General features: G+C 41.9%; 16 protein-coding genes. 7 read left to right on the top strand and 9 right to left on the bottom strand.

The window, feature by feature from the left end; all coding sequences use genetic code 11:
- Positions 1 to 67: 67 nt before the first annotated feature.
- A complete protein-coding gene (gene metH / locus A379_RS06040) occupies positions 68 to 3,778 on the bottom strand; it encodes a methionine synthase (RefSeq protein WP_040726718.1) in 3,711 nt (1,236 codons plus the stop codon).
- A 259-nt stretch (positions 3,779 to 4,037) separates the two neighbouring features.
- Between metH and trmA the strand changes: the two genes are divergently transcribed.
- From trmA to A379_RS06025, 3 genes are all read left to right on the top strand, one after another.
- The gene (gene trmA, locus A379_RS06035; protein ID WP_040726717.1) at positions 4,038 to 5,135 is read left to right on the top strand and encodes a tRNA (uridine(54)-C5)-methyltransferase TrmA; all 1,098 of its coding nucleotides are present in this window, start codon (positions 4,038 to 4,040) and stop codon (positions 5,133 to 5,135) included.
- Complete coding sequence (locus A379_RS06030; RefSeq protein ID WP_040726714.1) at positions 5,136 to 5,900, top strand: sulfite exporter TauE/SafE family protein; 765 nt, start codon at positions 5,136 to 5,138, stop codon at positions 5,898 to 5,900. It abuts the gene before it with no gap.
- Positions 5,901 to 6,011: 111 nt separating this feature from the next.
- The gene (locus A379_RS06025; RefSeq protein WP_040726713.1) at positions 6,012 to 6,674 is read left to right on the top strand and encodes an MOSC domain-containing protein; all 663 of its coding nucleotides are present in this window, start codon (positions 6,012 to 6,014) and stop codon (positions 6,672 to 6,674) included.
- Between the two features lie 15 nt (positions 6,675 to 6,689).
- On the opposite strand, the gene A379_RS06020 is transcribed toward A379_RS06025, so the two are convergent.
- The gene (locus tag A379_RS06020) at positions 6,690 to 7,691 is read right to left on the bottom strand and encodes a DUF3616 domain-containing protein (protein WP_051145043.1); all 1,002 of its coding nucleotides are present in this window, start codon (positions 7,689 to 7,691) and stop codon (positions 6,690 to 6,692) included.
- Between the two features lie 156 nt (positions 7,692 to 7,847).
- On the opposite strand from A379_RS06020, the gene A379_RS06015 reads away from it, so the two are divergent.
- The 3 genes from A379_RS06015 to A379_RS06005 all read left to right on the top strand — a co-directional run bounded on the left by A379_RS06015 (position 7,848) and on the right by A379_RS06005 (position 10,709).
- Positions 7,848 to 8,708 carry a tRNA 2-thiocytidine biosynthesis TtcA family protein gene (locus A379_RS06015; RefSeq protein WP_081696352.1) on the top strand — a complete coding sequence of 287 codons (861 nt, stop codon included), beginning with the start codon at positions 7,848 to 7,850 and terminating at the stop codon, positions 8,706 to 8,708.
- Positions 8,708 to 9,634, top strand: a complete 927-nt coding sequence (locus A379_RS06010) for a lysophospholipid acyltransferase family protein (RefSeq protein WP_040726709.1) — start codon at positions 8,708 to 8,710, stop codon at positions 9,632 to 9,634. Before A379_RS06015 ends, A379_RS06010 begins: the two co-directional genes overlap by 1 nt.
- Positions 9,635 to 9,782: 148 nt before the next feature.
- Positions 9,783 to 10,709: a DMT family transporter gene (locus A379_RS06005; protein WP_051145042.1), complete on the top strand. Its 927-nt coding sequence runs from the start codon at positions 9,783 to 9,785 to the stop codon at positions 10,707 to 10,709.
- Here A379_RS06005 and A379_RS06000 read toward each other — a convergent pair.
- Positions 10,704 to 11,456, bottom strand: coding sequence for a CHAD domain-containing protein (locus A379_RS06000; protein ID WP_040726706.1), 753 nt, complete (start codon positions 11,454 to 11,456; stop codon positions 10,704 to 10,706). The genes A379_RS06005 and A379_RS06000 overlap by 6 nt on opposite strands.
- A 353-nt stretch (positions 11,457 to 11,809) precedes the next feature.
- Here A379_RS06000 and A379_RS05995 point away from each other — a divergent pair, with 353 nt between their 5' ends.
- Positions 11,810 to 12,199, top strand: a complete 390-nt coding sequence (locus A379_RS05995; RefSeq protein ID WP_040726704.1) for a Gfo/Idh/MocA family oxidoreductase — start codon at positions 11,810 to 11,812, stop codon at positions 12,197 to 12,199.
- A gap of 110 nt (positions 12,200 to 12,309) precedes the next feature.
- Here A379_RS05995 and A379_RS05990 read toward each other — a convergent pair whose 3' ends face one another.
- The 6 genes from A379_RS05990 to A379_RS05965 form a co-directional block, all read right to left on the bottom strand.
- Positions 12,310 to 12,891: a hypothetical protein gene (locus A379_RS05990; RefSeq protein WP_040726700.1), complete on the bottom strand. Its 582-nt coding sequence runs from the start codon at positions 12,889 to 12,891 to the stop codon at positions 12,310 to 12,312.
- A gap of 250 nt (positions 12,892 to 13,141) precedes the next feature.
- Entirely contained in the window at positions 13,142 to 14,059 is a 918-nt protein-coding gene (locus tag A379_RS05985) for a DMT family transporter (protein ID WP_040726695.1), read from the bottom strand.
- 10 nt (positions 14,060 to 14,069) lie between these two features.
- The gene (locus A379_RS05980; protein ID WP_040726692.1) at positions 14,070 to 14,660 is read right to left on the bottom strand and encodes a bifunctional 2-polyprenyl-6-hydroxyphenol methylase/3-demethylubiquinol 3-O-methyltransferase UbiG; all 591 of its coding nucleotides are present in this window, start codon (positions 14,658 to 14,660) and stop codon (positions 14,070 to 14,072) included.
- Between the two features lie 7 nt (positions 14,661 to 14,667).
- Positions 14,668 to 16,119 (bottom strand): TrkH family potassium uptake protein, encoded by a 1,452-nt coding sequence (locus A379_RS05975; protein WP_040726690.1) that lies wholly within the window; start codon positions 16,117 to 16,119, stop codon positions 14,668 to 14,670.
- A gap of 65 nt (positions 16,120 to 16,184) precedes the next feature.
- The gene (gene trkA / locus A379_RS05970) at positions 16,185 to 17,585 is read right to left on the bottom strand and encodes a Trk system potassium transporter TrkA (RefSeq protein WP_040726686.1); all 1,401 of its coding nucleotides are present in this window, start codon (positions 17,583 to 17,585) and stop codon (positions 16,185 to 16,187) included.
- A 65-nt stretch (positions 17,586 to 17,650) separates the two neighbouring features.
- Positions 17,651 to 18,991 (bottom strand): sigma-54 dependent transcriptional regulator, encoded by a 1,341-nt coding sequence (locus A379_RS05965; protein WP_040726684.1) that lies wholly within the window; start codon positions 18,989 to 18,991, stop codon positions 17,651 to 17,653.
- Position 18,992 lies beyond the last annotated feature (1 nt).

Genomic DNA, 18,992 nt, shown 5'->3' with positions numbered 1-18,992 from the left:
GTTTACAAAGCAAAAAGCCTAAGAAATAATTTCTTAGGCTTTTTAGTTTTAACAAGAGTAAATTACTTTAGTTGGCAAAATCTTCTGGATCGTACCCCAGGTTTGGCGCTAACCAAGTTTCGGCTTTTTCAATGCTCCAGCCTTTACGGTGGGCGTAGTCCTCTACTTGGTCACGACCTAATGACCCTACCCCAAAATAGCGAGACTCTGGATGGGCAAAGTAGGTGCCTGACACCGCTGCCGTTGGATACATCGCAAAACTTTCGGTGATGTCTAAACCAATTTTTTCATCGGGTTTTAACACTTCCCACAGCGTGCCTTTTTCTGTGTGATCTGGGCAAGCAGGGTAGCCTGCGGCAGGGCGAATCCCTTGGTAACGTTCTTTAATCAAGTCTTCGTTATCTAAGGCCTCATCTGGCGCATAACCCCAATCTTCTTTACGTACAATCTCATGTAAGGTTTCTGCAAAGGCTTCTGCAAAACGGTCAGCCAAGGCTTTTAACATAATGGAACTGTAATCATCGTGATTTGCTTCAAAACGCTCGATATGTTCATCAATACCAATTCCCGCCGTAACGGCAAATAAACCAATGTAATCCACTACGCCAGAGGCTTTAGCGGCCACAAAGTCAGATAGACAGTTATTAGCACCACCACGTCTTTTCTCGGCCTGTTGGCGAATGTGGTGGAACTTATGAATCACTTCAGAGCGACTTTCATCGGCATAAATCTCAATATCATCACCCACGCGGTTTGCTGGATAAAAACCATATACCGCTTTGGCGGTTAGCCATTTCTCGTCCACAATTTGTTTAAGCATCGCTTGCGCATCAGCAAAAACTTTTTTGGCTTCTTCGCCCACTACTTTGTCTTCTAAAATTCGTGGGTAAAGACCGTGTAGCTCCCAAGATTGAAAGAACGGTGACCAGTCAAAACGTTCTACTAATCTTTCTAGAGGGAAGTCTTCAAGCACTTTTGCCCCTAAAAACTTCGGTTTTACAGGGGTGTAATCTGACCAGGCCTGGTCGGTTAAGGATGGGTTTTCACGGGCTTTATTAATAGGAATACGACGCACCTCTTTAGCGCGCGCTTTACGCTCTTCACGTACTTGCTCATATTCGGCACGAATCTTAGCGGCAAAATCTACTTTTAAGTCGTTAGAGATTAAGCTTTGCGCCACGCCCACAGCACGAGAAGCATCTTTAACATATACAACTGGGTGGTCGTATTGTGGCTCTATTTTAACGGCTGTATGGGCTTTAGAAGTAGTTGCGCCACCAATTAAAAGTGGTAAATTCATACCGCGCTCTTTCATGAGCTTGGCCACATTGACCATCTCTTCAAGCGAAGGGGTAATTAAGCCAGAAAGCCCAATAACGTTAGCACCTTGTTCCACTGCGGTGTCTAGAATTTTCTCGGCAGGTACCATTACGCCCAAGTCAATCACTTCAAAGTTATTACATTGTAGAACAACACCCACAATGTTTTTACCAATGTCGTGAACATCGCCTTTTACCGTGGCCATCACAATTTTTCCGTTGACTTGCCCTTCAGTTTTAGCCGCTAAAATATATGGGTCAAGATGAGCCACCGCACGTTTCATAACTCGTGCGGATTTAACCACTTGCGGTAGGAACATTTTTCCTGAACCAAATAGGTCGCCCACCACATTCATGCCATCCATTAGTGGCCCTTCTATTACCAGCAGACCAGATCCGAGCTTTTGATAGGCTTCTTCGGTGTCCTCTTCAATGAAGTCGGTAATACCTTTAACCAGCGAGTGCTCTAAACGTTTTTCAACCGTGGTTTCACGCCAGCTTAAATCCGCTACTTTAGAAGCAGCGCTGCCATCTCCTAAGAATTCAGCGGCAATTTCTAGTAAACGCTCACCTGCATCGGCGTCTTTGTTTAAGATAACGTCTTCTACCGCAATACGCAGTTTTTCTGGTAAGTCATCGTAAATCGCCATTTGACCAGCGTTTACAATCCCCATGTCCATGCCTTCTTTAATGGCATAGTACAAAAAGACCGAGTGAATCGCTTCACGCACGGGGTTATTACCACGGAACGAGAACGAGACGTTTGACACGCCACCTGAGATTTTAGCGTGTGGCAGGTTGGCTTTTATCCAGGTAACGGCGTTTATAAAATCTAAACCGTAGTTGTTATGCTCTTCAATCCCCGTGGCCACGGCAAAGATGTTTGGGTCAAAAATAATATCTTGTGGTAAAAAGCCTACTTTTTGGGTTAATACTTCATAAGAGCGTTTACAGATTTCGATTTTACGCTCAAGCGTGTCGGCCTGACCGTCTTCGTCAAACGCCATAATAATAGCGGCCGCACCGTATTTTTTAACCAGTTTAGCGTGGTGAATAAAGGCCTCTTCGCCCTCTTTTAGCGAGATAGAGTTAACGACACCCTTACCTTGAATACACTTCAAGCCCGCTTCAATCACCTCCCATTTTGAGGAGTCAATCATAATCGGCACACGTGATGCTTCGGGTTCTGATGCCAACAGGTTTAAGAAACGCACCATACATGCTTTGGCATCCAGCATGCCTTCATCCATGTTTACGTCAATAATCTGCGCCCCGTCTTGTACCTGTTTTACCGCGATATCAATCGCTTCATCGTAGTTCTCTTCAATGATTAAACGTTTGAATAAAGCAGAACCCGTGACGTTATTACGTTCACCGACGTTTACAAATAGCGTTTTTTCATCAATGTTTAAAGGCTCTAAGCCAGATAAACGGCAAGCAGGATGCACTTCGGGTAATGGACGAGCAGGATGTTTTAGTGCTGCTTCTGCCATCGCTTGTACATGGTCTGGCGTGGTGCCACAGCAACCACCAATAATATTGATCCAACCACGCTCTGCCCAAACCGCAATTTCTTCGGCCATCTGTTCTGGGGTTTCATCGTATTCACCAAACTCATTTGGCAGGCCTGCATTGGGGTGAATCGAGACATAAGTTTCGCATACGCGGCTTAACTCTTGCACATAAGGGCGTAGTTCTTCAGGCCCTAAAGCACAGTTAAGCCCAACTGATAACGGCTCGGCATGTGCAACCGCATTGTAAAAGGCTTCGGTGGTTTGACCGGAAAGGGTTCGGCCAGAAGCGTCAGTGATGGTTCCACTTAATTGAATAGGGACTTCATAACCGACTTCTTGTTCAACTTCTTTTACCGCAAAAATCGCAGCTTTGGCGTTTAAAGTGTCAAAGATGGTTTCAATTAAAATGGTGTCAACGCCACCGTCTAGCAAGGCATGAGTGGCTTGTTTATAAGCTTCAACCAGTTCATCAAAAGAGGTGTTGCGGTAGCCTGGGTCGTTTACGTCTGGCGAGATGGAAGCGGTGCGGTTTGTTGGCCCTAAAACCCCCGTTACAAAACGCGGTTTACCATCCTCGGCTTCGGCAATATCACACGCTTCACGTGCTACTTTGGCGGCGGCCAGGTTGATTTCAGCAACGTAATTTTGCATGTCGTAGTCGGCTTGGGCAATGGTGGTGGCGTTAAATGAGTTAGTCTCAAGAATGTCGGCACCTTTGCGCAAAAACTCAAGATGAATCTCACGAATTACTTCTGGCTTGGTGATGACTAGGATGTCATTATTGCCTTTGATGTCCATGTGATAATCGGCAAAACGTTCGCCACGAAAATCTTCTTCAGTCAGATTCAGGTTCTGAATCATGGTGCCCATAGCCCCATCAAGAACCACTACACGTTCTTTAAGCAGGTTGCGAAGAGTTTGGATGCGTTCGGTACGATTTGTCATAAGTTAGCCGTTTGTTAATTGCTGTATGTGCGTTGCGTAAATTTCTAAGAACCGCACATTTTACCTGATTTGAACGCTAATCACTAATTTAGAATGCCTGTTTTTAGTAAATTAATAAGCAAAAGCTAATATTTTGAATGGCCGTAAAAGCATGGAATTATTAAGGTTTTATGAGTGTGGTTTGAAGAGCATATCTACTTTGCGGTGAATCAAGTATAATTGCGACTCTTTGATAAATTCCCAAAATAAAGCTTAGATTATGCTCTGCCAAGTATTCCCAGAACGATACGACAGTCAATTAGCCGATAAAGTGGCTCGATTAAATCAACTTCTTCCGCAATCTGCTTTAGCGCAGCCGCAAACGGTCTTTGCTTCTACGCCAGAACACTACCGAGCACGTGCCGAATTTAGAATTTGGCACGAGGGCGATGAGTCAGATTACATTATGTTTGACCAGGAGACCAAAGAGAAGGTCGCCATAAAAGAGTGCCCAATGGCGATTGAGTCGATTGCTGACTTAATGCCAAAACTGATGGCTGAAATCATCAAACAACCGATTCTGCGTGAACGTCTTTTTCAGGTCGATTTTTTGGCCACATTAAGCGGGCAAATGTTGGTTACGTTAATTTATCGTAAATCGATTAAAGATGACCAGGCCTGGTTAAATGCGGCAAATGCTTTAAAAGTGGCATTGCCAATTACGCATATTATTGGTCGAGCTCGTAAACAAAAGATTTTGTTAGATGAAGACTTTGTGGTTGAAGAGCTGCAAGTAGATGGCAAAACCTTTTTTTACCAACAAATCGAAAACAGCTTTACTCAGCCTAACGCTAAGATGGCGCAAAATATGTTGCATTGGGCACGAAAAGTCTCGCAAGATGCTACGGGCGATTTAATTGAACTCTATTGCGGTAATGGGAACTTTTCAATTGCATTGAGTGAACACTACAACCGAGTTTTAGCGACTGAAATTTCAAAAACCTCGGTGGCATCAGCCCAATATAATATTGCGGCCAACCAGGTTGAAAACCTTACGGTGATTAAAATGGCCGCCGAAGAGATTAGTGCCGCTTTGCAAGGCCAAGAATTTTTTAGACTGAAAGATATTGATTTGAATAGCTACGATTTTCAAACCATTTTTGTTGACCCACCACGCTCTGGTTTAGATGATTTAACCCGCAAAATGGTCACCGAGTTTGACCGTATTATTTATATCTCTTGTAATCCAGAAACCCTAGCGATTGATTTAGAGTCAATTCAGAAAACCCATGATATTGTTGAAACAGCGCTGTTTGACCAATTTCCATACACACATCACATTGAAAGTGGTGTGTTTTTAAAGAAAAAGGAAAACTAAATGATTTTAGCTTGGATAGGCGCACTTTTTATTGGTTTAACTTTGGGGCTGTTAGGTTCTGGTGGATCCATTTTAACCGTACCTGTTTTAACCTACGTTGTAGGACAAGAGACCAAGGTAGCGATTGCTGGCTCTTTAATGATTGTGGGTATTATCAGTATATTTTCAGCCATTCCTTATGCCAGACAAGGTTTGGTTAAATGGCGTACCGTGGTGATCTTTGGTGTACCTGGTATGGCAGGGGCGGTATTTGGTGCTTGGTCAGCGCATTTTGTGAGTGACGCATTGCAGATGTTAATCTTTTCAGTACTGTTGCTTGCCGCTTCGTACCTTATGTTTAAGCCCGTCAAATTGGATTCGGAAACGGAACTAGAAGAGCGAGCGATGTATAAAATCGCCCTAGATGGTTTTATCGTTGGTGCGGTTACAGGTCTTGTTGGCGTAGGCGGTGGTTTTTTAATTATTCCTGCTCTGGTGCTACTTGGCGGTTTATCCATGCGATTAGCCGTGGGAACCAGTTTGGTTATTATTGCGGTTAAATCCTTTGCTGGTTTTGCAGAGTATTTGCATGTTTTACAAGAGTTACAGTTAAGTGTCGACTGGGAAATTATTGGTATGTTTTCGGTGATTGGAATTGTGGGTGGTTGGTTAGGCCATAAAATCAGTAGCCGAATTAACCAAGAGCAACTCAAACGTGGCTTTGCGATATTTTTAGTGTTAATGGGTGCGTTTATCTTGTATAAAAACCTTCCTGGCCTGTTTTAAATAACGTGTTTTTAAAAGTTACCAGGCCTGGTAAAAGCCCTGTGGCAAACTAAGCTTTGTGAGCAGAGGGCACGTTCGATTAATTTGCTTGTTTTAGATTAAGGAATCTGTATGCGAATTGTGTCTTTAAATATTGGAAAATGTGTTGAGCAACCGTGGCGAACTGGCACTATGACGGCAATTCATAAAACTGCCATTGCAGATAAACTATGGCTTGCGGAACTTGGGTTAGAAGGTGATGAACAGGCCGATTTAAAAAACCACGGTGGCAAAGATAAAGCGATTTTAGTTTTGCCAAGCAGTGCTTATCAACGTTTTGAAATATCACATCCGTACGGGTTTTTAGGTGAAAACTTAACGATTAGCGATATCGATGAAGACGAAATTTGTTTGGGTGATCGTTTGCAAATCGGCTCTGTTTTACTAGAGGTGACTCAACCTCGTTCTCCATGTTGGAAGCTGGATGCACAAGCTACACAAGATTCTAAATGGCAAACAGGTGAGTTTTTAAAGGCATACAGTGATAGCGGCCGAGTGGGTTTTTATTGCCGAGTGCTTGGCCAGGGTTGGTTGCAAGAAAATCAGTCAGTGAGATGGTTAACCCGTAACGAAGAGCAAGAAAAGAAGTTCCCAAGAATTTCAGTTAAAACCTTATTTTTAGCCAGGCATAATGCCAGCGAGAAAGCTTCTAGAAAAATCTTAAAAGAAGCGGTTAAACACCCCGCGCTATCCTTGGCATGGTCTCAATCGATTCAAACACTGTTACAGCGCTAAATAGCGTTGATTTGATTATTTGCTGCACTCAAAAGCAGTTGGTTGCCCGTTTTCTAAGCCATCAAACACCACTAAAAATTCAATTTTCTCTTTAGTTTGCTTAATAAATTGCACGCCTTCAGCCTTGCCTTTTGAAACAGGCAAGTCACAAAGGAGTTTAATTGATGGGTTAGCATCGGCGCCAGGTATGGCATTGTCTCCATCCCACAGAGCGACTTGATAAGGCAAGGGTTGGTCACCCATAGCTCCCGTTAAGACTAAAAATTGATTGCTATTTGGAATTTCGGCAATGCCTCTCACTCCTGTACCGCTGGTTTCAATAAAAATCGTTTTAGACTCTTTGACTTTAAAAGCATTTTTAGCCAGTTTTATTCTCATTATCGGCACAATATTACCTCTTAAAACAGGGCCTCTAAAACCGATGAGAAGCCTCGCTTTTTGATCAATTGCAAGACCTTCTAAGTCAATGCCGTTTTCTTTACTGGGAATGCCCGAAAAAGCTTTTAGGATAGGGTCATTTTCAATGAACTTTTGTAAAGATAGTATTTGAATAGATTTAGGTTGAGCATTGGACTTTAATTCAATGCGAAACAGTTGCTGTCTGGCGGGTTCTGGGCTGGTTTGCGTAAGTCGTTTTACATTCTCTTTTTGAGTTTTATTGCTTTTGATTTTTTTGCGTTTTGCACTGTGTGAACCTAGAGCATATAAATAGGGTTCTTGCCAGGCAAGTGCTTCAATATCCAACTCATCGGGGGTGTTGCTTAGCGTGATTGTGCTGTGGTTTTGCCAATGATTTTTGACAGCAGGTTTTAAAATCTGGAGCTGGTTACCCTCATCGGTCGCCAGCGCCATAAAACCGTAAGGTAAAGCAATTCCGCTGATATTCAAATTATCTACTTGCAAGTTCTGTGAAATTAACCAGGCCTGGTTAATTGGTTTGGCAATTTGCTGTACTGCATAACCGTTAGCACTAAAGAGCAGAATATAAGTTGATAATAATAAGAAAAGTAAGCGCATTTAAGCTCTCCAGCGAGATAAGAAGGGTAATCATAAAAGTTAAATTTTAGCTTACATACGGTAGATAGCGATGACTTTAGAGAAGTTATTTTGGGAATACACTTCAGCACGTGTAAAATAAGCCAATTATTTAAGCTCAGCAATACGATAGCCGCCATGACACAAACCACCATTGAAAACGATTCAGCCACAAAATTAACTAAAAAAGAACGTACCAAAGATTGGATTAAGCCACCTAAATCGATTATGAAATTAGTAGGCAGAGCTATGGCACAATACAAAATGTTGCGTGACGGCGATAGAGTGCTTTTGGGTCTATCTGGCGGTAAAGATTCGATGGCTCTGCTCGTGATATTGAAACACCTACAACGTCACGCACCTGTAAAGTTTGAGTTGGCGGCTTGTACGATTGACCCTGAGATTCCAGGGTTTGATCCTTCGCCATTAAAAGAGTGGTGTGCCAAAATGGAGGTGCCATATTTTTATGAATCGGAAGATATGGTGGGCCTGGCAGAAGAGCGCATGAAAGGCGACTCATTTTGCAGTTTTTGCGCACGCCAAAAGCGTGGAATTTTATATTCCGTTTGTCGTAGAGAAGGTTATAACGTCTTGGCTTTGGCGCAGCATTTGGATGATTTGGCCGAAAGCTTTATTATGTCGGCTTTTAATGCAGGTCAACTACGCACCATGAAAGCCCATTATCTGAATGATGATGAAGATGTAAGAATCATTCGCCCATTAGTACGTGTGCGAGAAAATCAAACTCGTGACTTTGCCATTGCCGCAGAGCTACCCGTTATTGAAGACAACTGCCCAGCCTGTTACGCCAAACCACAGGCGCGTGCAGAAACCAAAGAGTTGTTATTGGCTCAAGAGCAAAAAAACAAGCATCTTTACGCCAATCTTTGGCGTGCCATGCAACCGTTGATTGCCGACGATAACCACGAAGGGCAAGCCGATTTAACGACCATAGCCTCAGAAAAGAACACTGAACAAACGGACGGGATTGATTTGTAATGAGTCAGCAATCAGCCAAAAAACCAGAGAATCAACAGGCCTGGTTAGGAGCGATTTTAAAAGGATTGATACGCTTTTTAAGTTGGATGCCGTTGCGACTAAACCACGCTTTAGGTTCTGCATTGGGCGTTTTGCTCTATTGGATTCCCAACAGTAATCGCCGTATTGCCCAGATTAATATTCAACAGGTCTATTCAGACCGCTCTCCACAACAGCAACAGGCTCTGCTTAAAGCGAACTTAAAAGAGACCGCAAAAGCCTTTATGGAATTAGGGCCTGCTTGGTGTTGGTCAAGCGAAAAACTGTTAAAACAAGTTGTAGAAATAAAGGGTAAAGATCTCGTTGAGCAAGCGGTAGCTAAAGAAAAAGGGGTTGTCTTTTTAGGCCCGCATATCGGTTCTTGGGAGTTGATTGCCACTTATCTTTCGGTGCTATACCCATCTACTATTCTCTATCGTCCCCCCAATGTTCCTTCGGTTGAAACTTTTATGGTTAACGCCAGAGGTCGATTTGGGGCGACTATGGTGGCTACTGATGGCCGCGGGGTGAGAAGTTTAATGAAGGCCTTAAAAAATAAAGAAGTCACGGCTATTTTACCTGACCAAGATCCAGGTGAATCTGGTGGTGTTTATGCCCCTTTTTTTGGTCGCCCTGCTAGAACCATGACTTTAGTCAGCAAGTTGTTACAAAAAACCGATAGCGCTTGTCTGTTTGTGGTGATGAAGCGCCTTCCAAAAGGGCAAGGTTATGCTCTGCACTTTTTGCCTGCACAACATGAGGTTGCAAGTGAAGAGGCTGAGGTTGCAACTCAGGCTTTAAACCAGGGAGTTGAGCAATGTATTGCCATTGCACCAGAACAGTATTTATGGTCATACAAACGTTACCGTAAACCACCTGCTGAAGTCGCCGATATCTATAAAAAATAAGCATTAAAATCCCAATGTTCAATGCCCAATGCTTAATGTATACCGTTCAATTTACCAGGCCTGGTAGATTTAATTTAAAGTGTAGCGCCTGCTACATTTTAGGCGTAAGATATCTGTCTTTTATTAAAAGAACCGTGTTCAAACCCAAATGAATCAACAATCCCTCATTCAAGTTTCCCTATTAACCTTGCTTTCAATGGTGGCATTTTCCGCCAACGCGATAATCTGTCGTTGGGCGTTAGATCATCAGCTAATTGACCCAATGAGTTTTACCAGTTTACGTTTAGGTTCAGCCGCGCTCGTTTTATTTGCGGTTATGACTTGGTTTTATTGGCGCAAATCGAAAGTCAACCAAAAGAGTATCCCTGAAGCTCCTAATAAAATCAGCCGTGGTAGTTGGCAAGCCGCCATTGTTTTATTTGTATATGCAATGACCTTCTCCTATGGTTATGTGGCAATTAGCACCGCAACAGGCGCATTACTGCTTGCAGGTATTGTGCAGTTGACTATATTGGGCTACGCCGTTCATAAGGGTGAAAAGCTTCATCTTGCTGAGTGGATAGGGGTTGGGCTGGCCTTAATTGGGTTGATTTATTTGGTTTACCCAAAACTAACAACCTCATCTTGGTGGGGGTTGGTCATGATGAGTATGTCGGCTTTTACTTGGGCGCTTTATACCATTAATGGACGCAAATCAGCCAATCCATTGTCAGATACAGCCTTTAATTTTTACCGAACCATTCCGATGATAGTGATTGCGAGCGGCTTGAGTGTTTGGCTAACCGAAGAGACGTTTTTGACTAATAGAGGTGTATGGTTGGCAATTGTCTCTGGCGGAGTGACCACAGGGTTAGGTTATATCTTATGGTATTCGGCCTTGCCTAAAATTTCATCAAGCATGGCATCGTCATCACAGTTGTTAGTGCCATTAATTGCCGCTTTTGGCGCCACTTGGTTAATTGATGAACCGATTACCATGACCTTTATGGTCGCCGCACTACTCATGCTAACTGGGTTAGGCCTGGTTGTTCATGGTCGAAACCAACATCGCAAAGCGGCAAATAAACCTTTATAGACGTTTACGAATATCTTTACGTAACTCTTTAATGGTTTGGTTTTTTTGTTCTTCTAAAAACCCAATAGCGGTTTTGTACGCTTTCGCTTTAATCTGTTCTTTATGCTGTTTTAGAAGTTTGATTGCTTGGTAAAAGTCATGAAATGTACCAAGCTTTTCTTGCATCCGTTTTGTTAAAGCGATGGATCGCTTTTCTTTTGGGTAAAAGCGTTCTAATTGATAGTGCAAACGTTTTATAACCAGACGAATCTTATGTAACTGTTTGTCTTCTAAGTCTAATAAGTTTAATTCCCTAATGGATTTTTTTAAGCGTTTTTCAATTTCGTTTAACGGCATTTGATGACGACTTAAATTTGCTTCACTCTGCTGCTGAGTAATGAACGATAAGCCTTGAGTTTGGGGTAAATCATCAAGCCATTCAGAGCCCACTAAACTCTTAAAATCATGGTTCATCTCAACTCTTGTATCTTGTAAAACAAGTTTAATGTCTTTAAATGCCGTATGAAGTTTCTTAGGAAATAGTGGCAAGATTTCACTGGTAAAGACATCTAAATCACGTAGTTTATTACTCGACTGAATTAGCTTTTTTAAACCCAGAGTCAGCATGTCATCGGGATGCATTACAACAATCAATTTGCGTGCCGTGACTCGTATATCATGCAAAATCTTAACTTGTTTAGCATCACTATCCGCCATAGTGATATAGCGCAAAAGGGCACGGTTTAATTTCTCTAAATTGGCTTTCATAAAAACAGTATTTTTTTAAAAGGATTTCTACTATTTTGCAGAAAACAGCGCTTGAAGTTTGAACTATTTATGAAATAAAGCAAAATCGGAATAAACGATTTTAATTCAAAACATCTCGCTTATAGAATGATTTTTTCTATTTGAAAATATTACCAGGCCTGCTCTGTATTGACGGTTGCATGGTTTTTTAGCTTCAAAGTTATTTAGATAGAATTTATCTGATAAATTTTGCTCGGGGAATGATAAGAAGTTTTACCTGGTTCATTACGTTTTAATTCATATAATCAATGCTGAAAATCATTTCTAAAGAATGAAGTGGTTCCGTTGTATTTAGAGTATATGGAGAGAAAAGTATGAGGAAAATAACCGTAGCAATGGTTGGTTTAGGGCGTATTGGGGGTAAATTTTATCAGCAGTTCACCAGTATGAAACCTGAACATGTTGAGATTATTGGTATTAGTGAGCCTAATATGGATAACCCTCTACTGCAAGATGCGAATGATCGCGGTATTCCAAACTTTTCTGAGTATGAAGAGATGCTACAAAAATTTGGTACCGATATTGATATCATTATGGACACATCAAATCGCCCAGAGATAAAGCATGGGATTCGCCAACAATTGCAAGAAACGGGTAATCAGCATACTGTGCTGGTTCCAATGGTGGTTGATTACTTAATGTGGTATTTATTACCAGGAGCTGGTGACATTCAACAATCACACCATGAAGATATCGGTTACTAAAGTACCCTGAGTCAATTAAAACGGCCTTAACAGTGATCAGAGTAAAGTTAATTAAAGAATATAAATGTTAATTAAATTTTACTCCGATCCAATGATTATCTGCAGCTTCGTTAAACCGTCAGTGAGTTTTGGCGCGTTGTATTAAAACCATATAGAACAAAACAGAAAGAGAGGAGTTGTTGAGCCATTAGTATCGGTTTATCTTGCAAAAACATTAAGCTCGCCATGCTTAGATTCATCAACATAAAAAATAACCAGCCATTAGGGTTATTTTTAGCCAAATAATAACTTCCTAACAAAAAACCTAGCATAACACCTATTTCTAACACCTGAGATATTGAGGTGATACCACCATGAACATACAAACTGTACGTAACTCCCAACGCTAAAGAGGAATAGGTGCATAAGGTCACAAAGGCATTAAACCCTTTATTTGGTTTCTTGTAGTCGTGATAGGTATTGTATAAACCCAATAACATCGCAGGTATGCCTCCAGCCTCTATAGAAGCCGCAATCCAGTTATGGTGGTCGATTAAAATAATGACCCAAGCAGGTACACCTAATATATAAATGCTCCAACCAGACACTTTTAGTTTCTTTTTAAGCGGTACTTTTTTACCTTCTGCCAGCGCGAATAATATCTTGTTGAGTAGATAAAATAGTCCCCCCCATATTTGTAAAATGAATTCCATAAGCCTATTTTTCTTACTGCCAGAAACGGCTGGCAAAGTTTATGATGGTTTTGAGTTGCATTGAATTATACAGCTAGAATAAACTAAATTTAATGTTCATTAATTTAAGCGATAATAATAGAAGGGATTGATTCAAATACCTTTATATACGAGATTACCAGGCCTGGTAAAAGGTGTGTGAGTAAATCCTATTCTGACTCCCTTTTTGTTAAGTTTTTAGAGCTTGAATTACATTATCTTTTAAAAGTGATTATTCACTTTTATTTTTGCCCCGATAACTTAAAAAGGAAATTCCGCCTACCACTAATGCCATTCCCATGGCATGCCAAAGGGTAAAGGGTTCGTTTAGAATCCAGATGGCTAATCCCATGGTCATTATTGGCCCTAGAGAACCTACAATACCTGTTTGTGCTGGGCCTATTCGGTGAATGGCTTCGCTAATCATAAAGCTGGGGATGACGGTGCTAAATACGGCTAATAAAACCAGCCAAACCCATGCCATTGCGGTGACGTGTAAATCGGAATAGTCATTGAATATTGTGAAGTGAATCAGTACAAATAGACTGGAAATACTCATTGCCAGGCCTGTAAACCAAACGCTGCCCATTTTTTGGATTTCTTGTTTGCCAAACAGTACATAAAACGAGAATGAGAGGGCGGCGAGTGCAACCAGGAGTGTGCCGAGAATGACGTTTTCACCCTCTAGCGATAGCTCTTTATAGAAGACTAATAGAAGTCCTGAGTAAGTGATGATTAATGAGAGAATTACTTTACGAGTCAGTGGAGTTCTAAAAAACAGCGCGCCCAATAAGGCCACCATAATGGGGTAGGTAAAGAGGGTTAATCGTTCCAACTGAGCACTAATCATCTCAAGGCCTTTTAGGTCAAACCAGGAGGATAAGTAATAGCCAATAAAACCTAAAAAGGTGATTTTTACTATTTTGGATGAGAGGTTGTCGGGTACGTTTTGTTGTTTGGTTAACCAAAATAAAACGCCTAGGTAAATAGGTAAGGCGATGGCCATGCGTAACATAAGCACGCTGTCGGTATCTAAGCCTTGGGCGTAGGCGAGTTTAATGAATATGGATTTTAACGAGAAGAGCGCCGTGCCGATTATGGCTAAGAGTAAACCGATGTTAAAAGCGGAGAGTGAAGTTTTTTCGGTCACGGTTTATGAGTCATTGTTTACGACCCACATACCAAGCGTAGCGATGTTTGTTGCTGCCTTGTTCTGCGGTGTTTTCATTGGTTAACCAGCCTTCACCGTAAACTAGGGTTTCTAGGTTTGACCAGGCCTGGTTGAATTCTCCTGGTTGAATATAAAAATCTGGGTTCTGTGGCGCATTGTCTTGCACGGGCGCTAAAAAGGTTTGGTAATAGAGTAGGCCTTTAGGTTTTAGGGCATCGGCAATCGCTTTGAATTGGTTGCGGTCTAAATAACGGCTAATCACAATGACATCAAACTGTTGATAAGGCAAAATCATTTGCTCTAAATCGGTGATGAGTGGGGTGATTGAGAGTTGATTTAAACTGGCAAAATTATTGAGTACCGTAAGGGCGTTATCAGAGATATCCCAAGCGTGGGTTTTAAGCCCGCACTGTGCTAAAAAACGGGCATTGCCTCCCAGGCCACAAGCGAGCTCTAAAGCTTGGCCGTGAAAGGGCAAAAAGCGACTATGCTGTTTTAAAACAAAGCAAGGGTTTGCAGGGGTTTGTAAATTGCATTGGGCATACTTTGCATCCCACTTTTCAGCCATTTCTAAACTCATAATGCGATTATTTTCTCCAGAAGGCTGCGGTAAATAGAACCAGTAAGGTAAAGATTTCAAGTCGGCCTAATAACATTGCAAAGGTCAGTACCCACTTAACAGGATCACTCATCGATTGGAAGTTGGCAGCAACATCACCTAAACCTGGGCCTAAGTTATTCATCATAGCGGCAATAGCAGAGAAAGCAGTAACTTGATCAACACCCAACGCCATAATAATGAGCATTAAAATCGCAAAGGTAAAGACATAGACCGAAAAGAATCCCCAAACGGCGGTCATGACTTTTTCTGGAATACTTTTTCCACTGAGTTTTACGGGCATAACGGCATTTGGGTGTAGTAGTCCTGAGATTTCTCGCATACCTTGTTTAAAGAGCAGAATAAAACGAATCACTTTCATACCACCTGCGGTTGAGCCTGCACTGCCCCCAATAAAACTCATAAAAATAAGCATAATAGGTAAGAAGCCAGGCCACATTGAGAAGTCGGCATTGGAAAAACCAGTGGTAGTGGCCAGTGAGATGGTTTGAAATAGGCCATAACGCACGGCCTCTTGCCAAGTTGGGTAGACGTCTTGCAGATGTATGTAGCCAATAGCAATTATGGCCGCCCCAATAAGCAGGCCTGTGTAGGCTTTGAATTCAGGGTCATAAAAATAGGAGTGCGGGCTAAGGTGCCTAAACGCGGTAAAGTGCAGAGCAAAGTTAATCCCTGATAAAAACATGAAGATCATGGCGATGATTTCAATATTAATATTGTTGAAGTAACCTATGCTCTCGTCATGTGTTGAAAAGCCTCCGATGGCCACGGTAGAAAAACTATGGCTAAAGGCGTCAAACCAATTCATTCCAGCAAACCAATAACTGACTGCGCAAACAATGGTTAAGCCTAAATAGATATACCAAAGCGCTTTGGCGGTTTCTGAGATACGCGGTGCGATTTTGGTGTCTTTAACGGGACCTGGCGTTTCTGCTCGGTAAAGCTGCATGCCCCCAATGCCAAGCATTGGCAAGATGGCAACGGCCAAAACGATAATCCCCATACCGCCCATCCATTGCAGTTGTTGGCGATACCAGAGTACCGCGTGAGGCAGCTCATCTAAGCCAATAATAACGGTCGCCCCAGTGGTGGTTAAGCCAGAGAAGGATTCAAAGATAGAGTCGGTTAAACTAAGAGGAACATCTTTATCTATATAAAACGGTAAGGCTCCAGCAAACCCAAGTACTGTCCAGAACATTACAACCACAATAAAGCCATCACGAATTTTAAGTTCTCGAGAGTGGTTTCGGACGGGATACCAAATAATGAGACCCGTTAATAAAACACCAATTAGCACTTGTACAAAGGCCCACAGCCCTCCATCTTGATAATAGAGTGCAATCATAATGGGTGGTAACAGGCTAATGCTGTATACCATTAAGAGTAGGCCAAAGACTTTAAAGATGATTTTTGAGTGCATAGTAAGTTCTTATTGTAGGGCTATTTGCCTATTGATGATTAACCTAATGATGATTAATCTGATGATTAACTAAACCAGCTACGTTTTTCTTCTGGCGAAAAGAGTTTGGCTATCTCTGCGGCATTTTCAGAATTACTTAAAAATAAGATGGCGTGGTCTTCCGCTTTTATTTCTAAATCACGGTGGGCGATAATGACTTTTTCATCGCGAATAATACAGCCGACCGTAATGTCGCTTGGCCATTCGATTTCACCAATTTTTTTACCAATAATTTCAGAGCTGTTTTCACTGCCGTGGGCAATCACTTCCATCGCTTCTGCGGCCCCCTTGCGGAGAGTCGCTACCTTAACGGTATCGCCTTTACGAGTGTAATGCAGTAGGTGGCTAGTGGTGATACTATCGGCAGAAATGGCGACATCTATGCTGTTGCGCTGAATCAGTTCAACATAAGATTGGTTGTTGACTAAAGCAATCACTCGACGAACCCCGAGCTTTTTGGCAAGCATACCCGAAATAATATTCGCTTCATCATTATTGGTAACGGCAACAAATAGGTCAATTTCGTCGATATTTTCTTCAAGCAGCAACTCTTTATCGGAAACATCGCCATGAATAATAATGGTGTTATCCAGCGCTTCGGCTACTTCACGGGCTTGCTGCATATTGTGGTCAATCAGCTTTACTTGATGACTCTTCTCTAGCGCTTGCGCCAAGCTAAAACCTATATGGCCACCTCCAGCAATCATAATTCGGCGAGAGGGGCGTAATTTGCTGCGACGCAACTCATTTACGATAATGGGGATATGAGCCGCTTCCGCTAAGAAAAAGACTTCATCGCCCGCTTTAATCACGGTATCTCCAGTAGGCATAACCACTTGGCCACGACGGTAAACGGCTACAATTCGCGCTTTGATATTACTGGGTAGATGGTCTCTTAATGTACGAATTTGTTTGCCAACCAGCATGCCATCGGCATAAGCACGCATGGCCACTAAACGCACTTTTCCTTCTGCAAAGTCAATAACCTGAAGTGAGCCTGGGTATTCGATGAGCTGCAGAATATAATTGGTTACCAGCATCTCTGGGCTAATGAGTACGTCAATAGGAATGGCATAGGTATTGAGAGAACGATCAAAGAGTTCTGGATGGTCAAGGTAAGATTTACCACGAACACGAGCGATTTTCTTATCGGTTTTATACATGCTATGAGCAAGATAGCAAGCGAGGATATTGGTTTCATCATTTTGTGTGGCGGCAATCAACATATCCGCATCTTCCAGACCTGCTTGATTGAGAATGTCAGGATGAGAGGCATGCCCAACTACGGTACGAATATCGAGCCTATCTTGTAAGCGCTGCAACTGTAATCGGTCTAAATCAACAACGGTTACATCGTTACTTTCTAAGGCTAGAAGTTCTGCTAGCGAAGAACCAACTTGTCCTGCACCTAAAATTACAATATTCATTTGTGTACTTTACTCAACTATCTCATTAGCTCATTTCAGAGTGGTTCGTTTTATTTTACACCGCATTATTGAGGGTTTTTAGGATCTATCCCTAAGGTTTTTAATTTTCGGTATAAATTGGTTCTATCTACCCCAGAACGTTTTGCCGTTTCGGATACATTACCACTGCTTTCGCGTAATAATTGGCTTAAATAACGCGCTTCAAAATTCTCTTTAGCCTCTTTTAAAGAGAGGGTTGTATCTACCACTTCACCTAAACTATTAGAGGCTTGGGCACTGGTTAATAACTCTTTGACTTCATCATCTGAGACTTCGTTATTACCTAAAATGAGCAAGCGTTGAATATGATTTTTAAGCTCTTTTAAGTTACCAGGCCAGTGATGTTGGCGCAGAATATTTTGCGCTGGGACACTAAAATGGCGATACTCTAAGCCTTCAAATGTCACAAAGTGATCCACATAGTACTCAATCAACTCAGGAATATCTTCAGTGTGTTGACGTAAAGCAGGGATATGAATTTGCATGACTTTTAAGCGCTGGTATAAATCCTCTCTAAATGCTTTACGGTCTACGTCACTTTCTAAGTCGTGTTTGGTTAAGGCGATGACGCGAATATCAATGCAAATGGCATCGCTATTATTGTCCACTTGGAAACATTGTTTAAGAACAATATTCGAAAGCTGAGCTTGTGCCTCTTTAGAGAGTTGTTCAATATGTGCGATAACCATTGTGCCTTGATGAACTTCACGTAAGGCTTTTTTGAGTTTTTCTAGGTTTTCAGGCAAACATAGATCGTTGAAATCTAAAGCATGAAAATGGGTATAAGGATTGGTTTGACGCAGGCTGGTTTTGTGAAGCGCTTCGGCAAAGTGGTGTTTGCCTGTGCCTGACTCTCCAGTCACCAAAATCGGCATGGTAAATTTAGAGAGACGTTCAATGGTTTCACGCAGTTGTAACACAGCTTTACTTTTACCTATGGGTAAAAAGTGATTTGGCTGTTTTTGTTTTAACTGGCGGTTTTCTAAGTTAAGTTGGTTATGCTCTATGGCACGTTCGGCCGTGACAATCAGTTTTGCCAAAGAGAGCGGTTTTTCAAGAAAATCATAAGCACCGAGTTTTGTGGCTTCAATCGCGGTTTCAATCGTGCCGTGTCCAGACATCATAATGACTTTGGTGTTATCTAAAACCCCCTCTTCTTGCATCTGTTTGAGAAGTGAAATTCCGTCGATATCTGGCATCCAAACATCCAAAAAGATAATGTCTGGAAGAAAATTTCTCCAAGCATTTTGTGCCTGTACGCCATTGGCTGCGGTTTCAACTTGATAACCTTCTTCTAAAAAGATCTCTTCCATTAAGCTGCGAATATCTTTTTCATCATCAACAATCAGTAATTTACCAGGTTTCATG

The organism is Thiomicrorhabdus sp. Kp2 (assembly GCF_000478585.1).
Taxonomy (GTDB): Bacteria; Pseudomonadota; Gammaproteobacteria; order Thiomicrospirales; family Thiomicrospiraceae; genus Thiomicrorhabdus.
Note: the sequence above shows the minus strand (reverse complement) of the source record. Positions and strands in the feature narration are given on the sequence as shown.